This is a genomic window from Halomonas sp. E14 (genome assembly GCF_052568415.1).
In genome coordinates this window covers 1,505,040-1,517,535 of the sequence record NZ_CP199423.1, presented here as the reverse complement: position 1 = coordinate 1,517,535, position 12,496 = coordinate 1,505,040, and the positions used below count along the sequence as shown (strand labels likewise).

At 63.8% G+C, this 12,496-nt stretch carries 15 protein-coding genes; 3 read left to right on the top strand and 12 right to left on the bottom strand.

Features of this window, described 5'->3' with window-relative positions:
- Positions 1-136: 136 nt before the first annotated feature.
- Positions 137-916, top strand: coding sequence for an EAL domain-containing protein (locus ACT7B3_RS07040; RefSeq protein WP_445157365.1), 780 nt, complete (start codon positions 137-139; stop codon positions 914-916).
- Positions 917-997: 81 nt separating this feature from the next.
- Positions 998-2,197 carry an EAL and HDOD domain-containing protein gene (locus ACT7B3_RS07035; RefSeq protein WP_445157364.1) on the top strand — a complete coding sequence of 400 codons (1,200 nt, stop codon included), beginning with the start codon at positions 998-1,000 and terminating at the stop codon, positions 2,195-2,197.
- Positions 2,198-2,509: 312 nt separating this feature from the next.
- On the opposite strand, the gene ACT7B3_RS07030 is transcribed toward ACT7B3_RS07035, so the two are convergent.
- From ACT7B3_RS07030 to mobA, 6 genes are all read right to left on the bottom strand, one after another.
- On the bottom strand, positions 2,510-2,800 hold the full coding sequence (locus tag ACT7B3_RS07030; RefSeq protein WP_445157363.1) for an H-NS family histone-like protein: 291 nt from the start codon (positions 2,798-2,800) through the stop codon (positions 2,510-2,512).
- A 151-nt stretch (positions 2,801-2,951) separates the two neighbouring features.
- On the bottom strand, positions 2,952-3,950 hold the full coding sequence (gene moaA / locus ACT7B3_RS07025) for a GTP 3',8-cyclase MoaA (RefSeq protein ID WP_444679345.1): 999 nt from the start codon (positions 3,948-3,950) through the stop codon (positions 2,952-2,954).
- A complete protein-coding gene (moaE, locus tag ACT7B3_RS07020) occupies positions 3,947-4,405 on the bottom strand; it encodes a molybdopterin synthase catalytic subunit MoaE (RefSeq protein WP_445157362.1) in 459 nt (152 codons plus the stop codon). Before moaE ends, moaA begins: the two co-directional genes overlap by 4 nt.
- 1 nt (position 4,406) lies before the next feature.
- Positions 4,407-5,207 carry a cyclic pyranopterin monophosphate synthase MoaC gene (moaC, locus tag ACT7B3_RS07015; protein ID WP_445157361.1) on the bottom strand — a complete coding sequence of 267 codons (801 nt, stop codon included), beginning with the start codon at positions 5,205-5,207 and terminating at the stop codon, positions 4,407-4,409.
- Between the two features lie 97 nt (positions 5,208-5,304).
- Positions 5,305-5,880, bottom strand: coding sequence for a molybdopterin-guanine dinucleotide biosynthesis protein B (mobB, locus tag ACT7B3_RS07010; protein ID WP_445157360.1), 576 nt, complete (start codon positions 5,878-5,880; stop codon positions 5,305-5,307).
- Positions 5,877-6,482 (bottom strand): molybdenum cofactor guanylyltransferase MobA, encoded by a 606-nt coding sequence (mobA, locus tag ACT7B3_RS07005; protein WP_445157359.1) that lies wholly within the window; start codon positions 6,480-6,482, stop codon positions 5,877-5,879. The genes mobB and mobA overlap by 4 nt, the downstream gene beginning before the upstream one ends.
- 179 nt (positions 6,483-6,661) lie before the next feature.
- Here mobA and ACT7B3_RS07000 point away from each other — a divergent pair, with 179 nt between their 5' ends.
- On the top strand, positions 6,662-7,243 hold the full coding sequence (locus ACT7B3_RS07000; protein WP_445157358.1) for a cupin domain-containing protein: 582 nt from the start codon (positions 6,662-6,664) through the stop codon (positions 7,241-7,243).
- Positions 7,244-7,256: 13 nt separating this feature from the next.
- Here ACT7B3_RS07000 and ACT7B3_RS06995 read toward each other — a convergent pair whose 3' ends face one another.
- The 6 genes from ACT7B3_RS06995 to ACT7B3_RS06970 all read right to left on the bottom strand — a co-directional run bounded on the left by ACT7B3_RS06995 (position 7,257) and on the right by ACT7B3_RS06970 (position 12,424).
- Positions 7,257-8,498: a uracil-xanthine permease family protein gene (locus tag ACT7B3_RS06995; RefSeq protein ID WP_444677871.1), complete on the bottom strand. Its 1,242-nt coding sequence runs from the start codon at positions 8,496-8,498 to the stop codon at positions 7,257-7,259.
- 123 nt (positions 8,499-8,621) lie between these two features.
- Positions 8,622-9,251 carry a uracil phosphoribosyltransferase gene (gene upp / locus ACT7B3_RS06990; protein WP_444677872.1) on the bottom strand — a complete coding sequence of 210 codons (630 nt, stop codon included), beginning with the start codon at positions 9,249-9,251 and terminating at the stop codon, positions 8,622-8,624.
- 120 nt (positions 9,252-9,371) lie between these two features.
- Entirely contained in the window at positions 9,372-10,058 is a 687-nt protein-coding gene (ung, locus tag ACT7B3_RS06985) for a uracil-DNA glycosylase (protein ID WP_445157357.1), read from the bottom strand.
- 16 nt (positions 10,059-10,074) lie between these two features.
- A complete protein-coding gene (gpt, locus tag ACT7B3_RS06980) occupies positions 10,075-10,554 on the bottom strand; it encodes a xanthine phosphoribosyltransferase (protein WP_445157356.1) in 480 nt (159 codons plus the stop codon).
- Between the two features lie 7 nt (positions 10,555-10,561).
- Positions 10,562-11,107, bottom strand: coding sequence for an adenine phosphoribosyltransferase (locus tag ACT7B3_RS06975; RefSeq protein ID WP_444677873.1), 546 nt, complete (start codon positions 11,105-11,107; stop codon positions 10,562-10,564).
- A 24-nt stretch (positions 11,108-11,131) separates the two neighbouring features.
- Complete coding sequence (locus ACT7B3_RS06970) at positions 11,132-12,424, bottom strand: NCS2 family permease (protein WP_445158854.1); 1,293 nt, start codon at positions 12,422-12,424, stop codon at positions 11,132-11,134.
- Positions 12,425-12,496 lie beyond the last annotated feature (72 nt).

Here is a 12,496-nt window from a genome sequence, read left to right as displayed (position 1 = left end):
GGGCTCAGCGGCAGACATTGCGATATCGTCCCGACTGGCCTCAAGTTCCGCGTGCCGGTGCCGACCTTAGTGGCTAGGGTAGCCAGGGCATGCCGGAGCAAGTCACGGGCACAGGTTCATCGTACAAGGAGAGAGCATGCGGCAATGCGCTGAAAAAGAGGGCAAATGTGTCCGCTGCGAGGGCGAGCTACCGTTCGATTTCACCATGGCCTTCCAGCCCATCGTGGACCTCGCGAGTGCGCAGGTCATTGCCTATGAAGCGCTGGTGCGTGGGCCACACAATGAATCGGCCTATCATATCCTGTCCCAGGTCACCCCTGCGCTGCTCTACCGCTTCGACCAGGCCTGCCGGGTACGCGCCATCGAGCTGGCCAGCCGGCTGAACATGCGCGTGCCGCTGTCGATCAATTTCCTGCCCAATGCCGTCTACGAGCCCGAAGCATGCATCCAGGCAACGCTGGAAATATCGCGACAGGTAGGCTGGCCTTTGCAGCATCTCATCTTCGAGATCACCGAGAGCGAAAAGGTGCAGGACAAGCAGCACCTCAAGCGCATCATCGACACCTATCGCGGCATGGGTTTCACCACCGCACTGGACGATTTTGGCAACGGTTACGCCAACCTTGACCTACTCACGGAGCTGCAGCCGGACCGACTCAAGATCGACCGCTTGCTGATCATCGACTGCGACAGACATCCACGCCGCCAGGCGATCCTCAAGGCCTTGGTAGGACTGAGCAGAGCGCTGGGCATCGACCTGGTCGCCGAGGGCGTGGAAACCGAAGCCGAGGCACTGTGGCTGGGCCGCCATGACATCACCAAGCAGCAGGGCTATGTCTTTGCGCGACCTCGGCTGGAAGGGCTGGCAGAGTCAACGCTTGCAGCGCGCTTGACGACATTGCAGCAGGCGCTGTGAATCGACGCTTTAATCGCAAACAGCGCTGACAACAAGACGTCACTCGTGATAACAAGTGACCGCCGCCCAGGGAGCCACGCCATGCCTGCACATTCCGAACCCGCCACGTTCACGATCGCGCTGTATCCGATCCATGACGCCCAGCACGGGCACGTAGCCGATCAACTGCTTTACCGCAGCGGCGCGAGCAGCGATGAACCCTTGGAGGCAACGGCAAAGGCGCTGGCCAGCACGGTGTACGAACTTGGCGATGCCGGCCTGCTCGGAAGCAGGTCACTCTTTGTGACCCTTCCCCTGGCGTGGCTGGATCGGCCGGAACTGCTGCCGACCCCTGCCCCTCGGCTGGCCATCGCCGTCGCCGAGCTGAGCGACATCAACGAGGCCTTGCTGCTGCGGCTCGACGACCTGCGCGAACGGGGTTATCGCATTATCATGCCTTGCAGCCTGTTCAACGAGCACGCCAAGGCGCTCTGGTCACGCACCGACATCGTGACACTCACCGGATCGAGTCCTTTCAACGAGACGCTGCATCAACAGCTGTCTTCGAGCCATATCAAGCTGTATGCCGAAGACGTCCGCTCGATGGAAGAGCTGGCGCATTGTCAGGCCATCGGCTGTCAGCTTTTCAATGCACGCTACCTGACCCGCCCCCAGGTCATCGCCACGACATCACGCGGCAAGCACGGCAACCGGGCCGCGCAGATCCGCCTGGTCCGCAGCCTGTATGAAGAGGACGACGACCTGCAGCGCCTGCAGGCGCTTGTGCTGCAGGTACCGCACCTGCATGTAGCCATCTTGCGTCGCGCCAACTCCGCCTTCTTCAATCGCGGCGGTACGGTGACCGACCTGCAGCGCGCCGTCCAGGTGCTCGGCCTGATCGAGCTGCGTCGCCTGATTCTTACCCTGACCCTGGCCAACCTCCAGCCCACCTCCCTGCTGCTGCTGAGAACGGCGCTGACCCGCGCCTACATGTGCCGCAACCTGGCGGCACCGTTTCCTGCGCTGAACCCAGACGATGCCTTCAATACGGGGCTGTTCTCGTTGATGGACGCCCTGCTGGAAGAAGAACGCGACACCCTGTTGGCCCAGATTCCCCTCCCGCCAACCGTCATGGCGGCGCTGACGGAACGGACAGGCCCCCTGGGAGCACTGCTTCAGCTATGCGAAAACCACGAGAACCAACTCGCGGCAGGGGAAGATGAGGTGGCGGCTGACCAGCTCCATCGCTGCTATCTCGACGCCTTAGTCAGCACCCAGTCGCTGCTGGGCGCCCTGGCATAAAGAGTAAAAAAAGCGCCTATCGGCCTGGCGCCTGGCCGACGCATTGGCAGATCGTAAACAGCGGCACAGCGCTGCGACGCCGCATGCCGCTGTCGGGACACCCGTCGGGCACTGGATGGCTAGATAAAGGCGCTACAGTCAGGCGGCGCCTAGCAGGGAAATACCGTCAAACCGGAGGTCTCTTCTCTGGGCTGCCGCTTGAAAAACGGCTAGGACTCGTCAGCAGGACGGCAGGGCAAGCAGCTCGGCTTAACCCTGCCGGCCCTGCCCGTTGGCCATGGGCAGGCAGGAGGCCTTTGGTGCATCCTTGGCTCAAGAAAGAGTGGCGTTCTTCGGTGGACGGCCGCGACGGCGGCGCGGCGGCTCGCCGACAAGATCTTCCACGGAGAGCCCCGCATCGCTCATGGCTTCGCGGATCTCGGCCAGCTTGCGTTCCTTGTCGGCCTCTTCCTGCTTGCGCTGCTGGTCTTCCTCTTTTTTCTGTTCGATGACCTCGACAATCACCTCGGAGAGTTTGTGCAACTGCTCCATGCTCAGCTGGCGGGCCGCAGCACGCGCCACGTTCTTGTTTCGAGCAATGCGCTCCAGAGTTTCGCTGGACATTGGCCTCCTCCATGCAAGAAAAAAACGAGCAAGCGGATCGCTTACTCGTCAAAAGTATATGCTGTGAAAGCAAATAGGCAAGAAAAGCCGCTCGACCATCGCGCTCAGTCGGGCTGAGAAAGGCACCCGTAAATCAGACGCAATGGTGGGTTTAGCCTCCGGTCATGTTCATGAAGCGAACGATCTGGACATCGCCATCCGTAGTGAAATGATGGCGCTCGGGCTTGAGCGGAAGTGCCTCGACGATCGCCTGCTTCAAGGCATCGAGATCGCCCGGGTGGCGCCTGAGAACAGCACGAAGATCGACGGAGTGCTCGTTGCCCAGGCACAGCAGCAGGCGGCCTTCCGCTGTCACGCGAACCCGGTTGCAGCTGGCGCAGAAATTGTGGCTGTGCGGCGAGATGAAGCCCACTCGGGTCTCGCTGTCGGGCATGCGAAAATAGCGCGAGGGACCCAGCGTGGTCTCGGTGGTGGCCAGCAGCGGATAGTGACGTTCGATGGCGGCCTGCACCTCATCACTCGAACAGAAGGTTTCCGCACGCGAGTGATCCGATACCTCGCCGAGGGGCATCTCCTCGATGAAACTGATGTCGACGCGCTCTGTTCGGGCAAAGTCGACGAGATCCACGATCTCGTCGTCGTTGCGCCCCTTGAGGATCACTGCATTGAGCTTGATTCTATCGAAGCCGGCGCTGCGCGCCGCGCGGATTCCGCTGAGCACGCGCTCGAGATTACCCGTTCGTGTGAGCTGGTGAAACCGCTCAGCATCCAGCGTATCCAGGCTGATGTTAAGCCTGGAAAGCCCGGCTTCGCGCAGCCGGCCGGCGTGTTTGTCGAGCCCCGCGCCGTTGGTGGTCATGGCCAGGTCCTTAAGCCCCGGCAGCGCTGCGATTTGTTCCACCAGCGCATCAATCCCGCGCCTGACCAGCGGCTCGCCCCCGGTCAAGCGTATCTTTTCCACCCCCATCTCGACGAAGGCTCGCGCCACCATGCCTACCTCCTCCAGCGTCAATATCTGCGCGCGGGGCAGGAAGGTCATCTCTTCGCTCATGCAATAAACGCAGCGAAAGTCACAGCGGTCCGTGACCGAGATGCGTACATAGCGAACGCGCCTGCCAAAATCGTCGATCAGTTGCAAGGGTGTCGTCATCGTTTCTCTCTCTCCCAGCGACCGGCATCGCGCAGGTCCGACTCACGTTCGCCGACCCAATAATCGCCCGTATCGCTGTGTTCCTTTTTCCAGAAGGGGGCTCTGGTCTTGAGATAATCCATGATGAAATCACAGGCTTCGAAGGCGGCACGCCGATGCGCGCTCGCCACTACCACCAGTACGATAGGATCCCCCGGGGCAAGCCGTCCAATCCGATGAATGACGCGCACCCCTTGCAGCGGCCAGCGCGTTTCGGCTTCGGCCACGATAGCCTGCAGCGCAGCCTCGGTCATGCCGGGATAATGCTCGAGCGTCAGCGCCGACACATCGGGCCGTTCGTTGAAGTCACGGACCAGGCCGGTGAAGCTGACGATGGCGCCAATATCGCTGCGTCCCGCCAACAGGTCGCGCTGCTCGGCACCGGCGTCGAAGGCGGCGTGCTGAACCCTGATCATCTCAGCCTCCTGTGACGGGCGGAAAGAAAGCCACTTCGTCATCGCTGGTGATGGGCGTGGCGTCAATGGCCATGACCTGATTGACGGCGCACAGCACCCGGCCTTCGGTCAGTCGTGCAAAGCGCTGGTCACGCTTCAGCAGCGATGCCTTGAGACCGCCGACATCACTGCTCTCCAGGCTATCAAGGGGAATCGAAACCTCGCTTACGCCCAGGCGTTCACGCAGCTCGGCCAGAAACTTCACCTGCACGCAGGCCGCATCGATATCGCAGCGTGTGCCGACTGATACCTGGCCCACTGCGCCTTCTCCGGTCACGATGGGGTCCGCGGCATGGCGCTGATAATCCCCCGACTTGCCGCCCCGCTTCGAGAGCAGGTGCACGCCTCCGATCTCCATCTCCTTATCCACCGCCTTGCACATGTCATAGAGCGTCAGGCAGGTCACCGAAACGGCGGTCAGCGCCTCCATTTCGACACCGGTCCGCCCATTGAGGCGACATACGGCGGTCACTTCGACCCGCGACGCTTCCTCATCGATGCGAAAGTCGATACTCACCTTGGTCAGGGCCAGGGCATGGCACAGGGGAATCAGCTCATGGGCGCGCTTGGCCGCCTGGATGCCGGCGATGCGTGCCGTGGCCAGCACGTCGCCCTTGGGCAGGCCGCCCTGTGTCAGCAGCGCCAGGGTCGCCGGCTTCATCTGGATATAACCGGCCGCGCTGGCCTCGCGGCGACTTTCGGGCTTGTCGGCGACATCCACCATGTGGGCTTCACCGCGCTGATTGAGGTGTGTGAGGGGCATGGAAAAGGCCTCGATTAACGAAGGATGACTGTCAGTATGGCGTACGCTCGGCCCACCGGGGGCGGACGCAAGCCTGCCGGGATAACGGTGTCCTGCCCTACTCCAGACGCGGCACCTGCTCGGTCGGCCAGCGCGCCGGCCATGCCAGCACCCAGTCGGCGATGGCTTCCAGGTCGTCCAGCGCCAGGGCATCGACGCCGGGCGGTGTCACCAGGGGCGCGTCGCTGGCCACCGCCTTGATCCAGGGGTCGTCGGCGACCCGCAGCGGCTGGCCCAGCTCGGCGCGGTACAGCTCCAGCTTGGGCAGCGGCCAAGCCTTAAAGCCTTCCACCAGCACCAGGTCGGGGGCGAGCGGGCGCACCGTCTCGATCAGCGCCGCCAGGTCGGCCTCCTGCTGGCCGGGGGTCTCCATCATCAGCGCCCAGCGCGCCCCCGAGGCCACCAGCATGGGCGCGGCACCGGCCTGGCGCAGGCGGTGGCTGTCCTTGCCCGGCTGATCGACATCGAAGGCATGGTGCGCATGCTTGATGACGGCGGCACGCATCCCGCGGGCGGTCAGTCTGGGTAGCAGGCGCTCCAGCAACGTCGTCTTGCCCGTGCCGCTCCACGCCGCGATGCCGAGCAAGGGCAACCGATCATCGAAACGCAGCGGCGCTGGCATGGCAGAACTCATGGATTTCCTTTCTCCTGTTGCAGGCGCATTTCCAGGCGCCGTCGCTCGTCCTCGGTGTTGAGATTGGCAAACGACTCGGGGCAGTCGGCGAAGTCGACCGGGCGCCAGGCGTGGTCGGTATACCAGCGCCGTATCGCTCGCTCCCCCCCCTGCAAGGCTGCGTGCAGGTCATCGGCCAGCCGCGTACGCAGCAGGGCGACCACGGGGTGCAGGCGTTCGCCATCGTGTGCGGCCGCGATGTCAACGTCGCCCACGGCCTCAGCCAGCCGCATCACGAGGTCGTGCGGCAGCGCCGGGCTGTCACAGGGCGTGATCGCCACCCAGGGCGTGGCAGCGGCCCGCATGGCGCTGTAGATGCCCATCAGCGGCCCGTGGTAGCCCGCCTCGGCGTCACACACGACCCGAGCCGGCAGGCGCCGGTAGGCGTCGAGATGGCGATTGGCGACGATCACCACCTCGGCTACCTGCGGAGCCAGGCGCTCCAGGGCCAGTGCCACCAGCGGTCGGCCGTCCAGTTCGACCCAGCCCTTGTCGCAGCCCCCCATGCGGCGCCCCTGGCCGCCGGCCAGGATCACGCCCGTGACATCGTGCTTGGGGTTCATAGCGGCTCCCGCGGGTCCATCGGCAAAGGGAACATGATGCCTGACCCGCCCTTGCGGTGCCACGTCAGGCCGCCATGCGCCGTCGAAAGAGGCACGAGGGAGGTCTTGGCGCTTATCCCGGGCCGGTTCAGCGGGTATGATGTGTCAAACAAATTGAACGACCCGACGGATTCGACCCAATGGCAGGATTTGACGTGGGAGCCCGGCTGCGCGAACTGCGCAAGGCCCGCAAGCTCTCTCAACGTGAGCTGGCCAAGCGTGCCGGCGTCACCAACAGCACCATTTCGCTGATCGAACAGAATAGCGTCAGCCCCTCGGTGAGCTCGCTGAAGAAAATCCTCGATGCCCTTCCGGTATCGATCAGCGCCTTCTTCGCCGGCGACGAGCCGGCCGTACCCCGCGCCTTCTACAGTGCCGACGAGCTCACCGAGATCGGCGATGGACATCTCTCCTGGCGGCTGGTCGCGGCACGCCGCCCCGGGCGCAGCATGTCGATCATTCACGAACGCTACCCGTCGGGAGCCGATACCGGCGAAGACATGCTCGAGCACGAGGGCGAGGAAGGTGGGGTGGTGATCGCTGGCGAGATTGAACTCACCGTGGCGGGCGAAGCACGGATTCTGCGGGCAGGCGACGCCTACTACTTTGATTCGCGCCTGCCCCACCGCTTCCGCAATCTCGGCGAGGAGGAGTGCGTGATCGTCAGCGCCAACTCCCCACCGACCTTCTCCGAAGGCGGCAGGGAGCTGCATCACGCCTAAAGGGCGAAGCGCCTCACTCCTCTTCGGCGCCGGGCAGGACCCAGTTGAGTACGATGCCCACCAGGGCGGCCAGGCTGACCCCTTGCAGGGTGAACTGGCCGCCGCCGAACTGCATGCCGCCAATGCCGAATACCAGGATCAGTGAGACCACCACCAGGTTGCGCGGCGCGGTCAACGAATGGCCGGCGCGCACCAGGGTGTTCATCCCCACCACGGCGATGGAGCCGAACAGCAGCGTCATGATGCCACCCATGACCGGGCCGGGAATGGTCTGCAACAGCGCCCCGAGCTTGGCGACGAAGGCCAGCAGGATGGCGATACAGGCCGCCACCACCATGATCTTCGGGTTGAACGCCCGGGTCAGGGTCACGGCGCCGGTGACTTCCGAATAGGTGGTGTTGGGCGGGCCGCCGAACAGCGCGGCGGTGGTGGTGGCCAGGCCGTCGCCCAGCAGGGTGCGGTGCAGACCGGGCTTTTCCAGGTAGTTCTTGCGTGTGACCGAGCCGATCGCCACCATGTCGCCGATATGCTCCACCGCGGGCGCAATGGCCACTGGGATCATGAACAGGATTGCCGCCCAGTGGAAGCTGGGGGCGGTGAAGCTCGGCAGCGCCAGCCAGGCCGCCTCACGCACGGGCGTGAAGTCGACCAAACCCATTATCAGCGCCATCACATAGCCGGTGACGATACCGCCCATGATCGGTATCAGCCGCAGCAGCCCCCGGCCGAACACCGCCAGCACCAGGGTCACCAGCAGGCTGGCCATCGACAGCAGGATGGCCGGCCCGTAGCTGATGTTGTCACTGGTTTCACCCGTGGCCATGCTCACCGCCACCGGCGCCAGCGCCAAGCCGATCACCATGATCACCGGCCCCACCACCACCGGCGGCAGCAGGCGGTGCAGCCAGGCCGTGCCCTTGAGCCGCACCGCCTGAGAGATCGCCACATAGACCAGCCCCGCCGCCATCAGCCCGCCCATGGTGGCGGGCACCCCGAAATTCACCACCGAGCCCTGGATCGGCGCAATGAAGGCAAAGGAAGAGGCCAGGAAGACGGGCACCGTGACCTTGGTCACGCCGTGGAAGACCAGCGTGCCGACGCCGGCGGTGAACAGTGCCACGCTGGGGTCGAGCCCGGTCAGCAGCGGCACCAGCACCAGGGCACCGAAGGCCACAAAGAGCATTTGCGCCCCGGTCAGGATCACTCGCATTGGGGATTCGGAAGGCGCCTGCGCAGCCGCCACGCGTTCGTTCATGGGTGGTTTCCTTCTTGTCTCGTGTAGTGAAGCGAAGGTCTTGTCGGTTGAAGCGAAGGCGTCCTGCCAGAAAAACGCCCCTGGATGGCAATCTCAGGGGCGTCTTCTCCGTATGGCTCCGATCTATCGAGTGCCGAAGATCTTGTCGCCGGCATCACCGAGGCCGGGCACGATGTAGCCATTTTCGTCGAGGTGATCGTCCACCGAAGCGGTATAGATCTCGATGTCGGGATAGGCCTCCTGCACCCGCCGGATACCTTCGGGGGCAGCCACCAGCACGATCACCTTCATCTGCTGGCAGCCGCGCTCGCGCAGCATGTCCAGGGTGGCAACCATGGAGCCACCGGTCGCCAGCATCGGGTCGATGACGATGGCCATGCGCTCGTCCAGGTCATTCGCGAACTTGGCGAAATAGGGGACCGGCTCCAGCGTCTCCTCGTCGCGATAAAGCCCCACCACGCTGATGCGTGCGCTGGGAATCAGGTCGGTCACGCCGTCGAGCATGCCGAGCCCGGCGCGCAGGATCGGCACGATGGTCACCTTCTTGCCCTTGAGCAGCTTCACCGGAATCGGCTTGCCGCTCCAGCCGGGAATCTCCTGCTCTTCCAGCTCGAGGTCCTGGGTCGCTTCGTAGGTGAGCAGCTTGGCCAGCTCACCGGCCAGCTCGCGAAAGCTCTTGGTACTGATGCCGGCTTCACGCATCAGGCCGAGCTTGTGCTGGACCAGTGGATGTCGAATGGCGTGGACGCTCATGGGGAGACCCTCTTCGCGGCGGATGGACATAACGACCTTGGTCGCATGGACGAATCGCGCGCCATTCTACCCTCATCGACGCAAGAGGTTAAGGCGGGCTTGCGACCCGGTTACCTTCGTTCAGTCAGCGGTTTCAGGCAGCTGCCAGTCGATGGGCGTACGCCCATTCTGCTCGAGAAAGGCATTGGCCCGCGAGAAATGGTGGTTACCGAAAAACCCCCGGTGCGCGGAGAGCGGCGAGGGATGCGGCGACTCTAGCACCAGGTGTCGCGAGGCATCGATCAACGCTTTTTTCTGGCGCGCATGGCTGCCCCACAGCAGGAAGACGCTGGGCTCGGCGTGCTCGCTGACGGTGGCGATCGCGCGATCGGTGAAAGGCTCCCAACCCTGGCCACGGTGCGCACCCGCCCTGCCCTGCTCGACCGTCAGCGAGGTGTTGAGCAGCAGCACCCCCTGGCGCGCCCAGTGTTCAAGGCAGCCATGCGCCACCGGCCTGAAGCCCACATCGGCGACCAGCTCCTTGTAGATATTGGCCAGCGAAGGCGGTATCGCCACACCCGGGCGCACCGAGAAGCTGAGCCCGTGGGCCTGGTTCGGGCCGTGGTAGGGATCCTGGCCAAGGATCACCACCTTGACCTGCTCCAGCGGGGTCAGCTCGAAGGCGCGAAACCAGTTCGACGAGTGCGGGTAGATGACCTTCCTGGCCGCCTTTTCGGCAGCCAGGAAGTCACGCAGCGACTGCATGTAGGGGGCGTCGAACTGATCCCCCAGCCAGCGTCGCCAGCTATCGGGTAGCGGTCCGTTCATGCTCCTCCTGCCCTTGCTAGCGCTTGAGCTGGTCCGCCAGCGGCTCGACGTAGGCGATCCCCATATCCCACGGGAACTGGATCCAGCAGTCCTGCGCCACTTCAGTGAGATATTGATCGACCAACGGGCGCCCTTCCGGCTTGGCATAGACGGTGACGAAATGCGCCTTGGGCAGCATCTCGCGCACCTTGCGCGCCGTCTTGCCGGTATCGACCAGGTCGTCGACCAGCAGCCAGCCGTCACCGTCGTGCTCCACGCCCTTCATCACATCCAGCCCGCCCTGGTCCATGTGGTCGTAGCTCTTGATGCATACGGTATCGATCAGGCGCACATTGAGTTCGCGGGCAATCAGCGCGGCGGGAATCAGCCCGCCCCGGGTGATCGCCACGATACCCTTGAAGTCGCGCTCGATCAGGCGATGGCAGAGCTCGCGCACATCGCGATGCAGCTGATCCCAGGAGACGGTGAAGTGCTGATGGTAGCGGGGGGTGCTCATGGTGGTATCACTCGTCTTCATTGAAGGAACAGACTGCAAAGACGCCGAAGCCGGCCTCGCGAATCCTGTTCGACCCGCCGATTTCGGGCAGGTCGATAATGGTGGCGGTTTCCACCACCTGCCCGCCGGAGCGGGTGATGAGCTTGGCGGCCGCCAGCATGGTGCCGCCGGTGGCGATCAGGTCGTCCATGATCAGGATACGGTCACCCTGACGGAAGGCGTCGGAATGCAGCTCCACCTCCGACTTGCCGTATTCCAGCGTGTAGGTCTCGCTGATGGTGCGAAACGGCAGCTTGCCCTTCTTGCGAACCGGCACGAAGCTGCAGCCCAGCTCGTAGGCCACCGGGGCACCGATGATGAACCCGCGGGCATCGATGGCGGCGATGGCATCCAGCTCCATCTCCTGGTAGCGGTGCACGAAGCTGTCGATCAGCTTGCGAAAGGCCGAGCTGTTCTGCAGCAAGGGCGTGATGTCGCGGAAGTTCACCCCCGGCTGCGGCCAGTCGGGGACGGTACGGATGACAGACTTGATGTAGTCGCCGTAAATGCTCATCGCGGGTCTCGGTGAGAAAATGGATCAGTCCAGAAAGAGGAACTTCAGGGCGAACAGTATCGCCAGCACGACCACCGCCGGGTTGAGATCGCGGAAACGCCCGGAAAGTGCCTTGATCGCAGCGTAGCTGATGAAGCCCAGCGCAATGCCCTCGGCGATCGAGAAGGTCAGCGGCATGGCCAGTGCCGCGATCAGTACCGGCGCGGCGTCGGTGGGGTCGTCCCAATTGGCATGGGCCAGGCTGCCGGCCATCAGCACCGCCACGTAGAGCAGCGCACCGGCGGTGGCATAGGCCGGGATGGAACCGGCCAGCGGCGCGAAGAACAGGCTGATCAGGAACAGCCCGGCCACGACAACCGCGGTCAGGCCGGTACGCCCACCGGCAGCGATGCCAGCGGTGGATTCGATGTAGCTGGTGGTGGTCGAGGTGCCCAGGGCAGCGCCAGCCATTGATGCGCCGCTGTCGGCCATCATGGCGCGATTCAGGCGCGGTAGCTTGCCGTCCTTGTCGAGCAGGCCCCCCTTGTGGGCCACGCCGACCAGGGTGCCCGACGTGTCGAACAGGTCGACGAACAGGAAGGCGAAGATGACGCTGAGCATGGCGACGTCGAGCGCGCCCATCAGGTCCATGGCCATGAAGGTCGGCGCAATGGAAGGGGGCATCGACATCAGGCCGCCGTAGGCGTTGTGGCCCAGCACCATGGCCAGCACCGTAACGCCAAGGATACCGATCATCACGGCTCCGGTGATCTTCAGGTAGGCCATGGCGGTAATGGCGAAGAAGCCCAGCAGCGCGTAGATGGCAGCCGGTTCGGACAGATCGCCCAAGGCCACGTAGGTGGCGGGGTTGGACACCACGATGCCGGCGTTCTTCAGCGCGATCATGGCCAGGAACAGGCCGATACCGGCGGCGATGCCCAGGCGCAGGGAGAGCGGAATGGAGTGGATGATCCACTCACGCACCTTGAACACGCTGAGCAGGAAGAAGCAGAAGCCGGAGAAGAATACCGCGCCCAGCGCGGCTTCCCAGGTGTAGCCCATGCCGAGCACCACACCGTAGGTGAAGAAAGCGTTGAGCCCCATGCCGGGCGCCTGGGCAATCGGATAGTTGGCCCACAGCCCCATGATCAGACAGCCCACCGCCGCGGCAAGGCAGGTAGCGACGAACACCGCCCCGTAGTCCATACCCGCCTGGGAGAGGATGCTGGGGTTGACGAAGATAATGTAGGCCATGGTCAGGAAGGTGGTGATTCCCGCAATAACCTCGGTCTTCACGCTTGTATTGTGTTCCGTCAGCTTGAAGCGTCTTTCGAGCATGTTCTTCATGTTTTGCGTTCCTGCGCACAAGGGCTGGACTGGAGACCAGGGGGCGAGAAAAGCCGCACATGG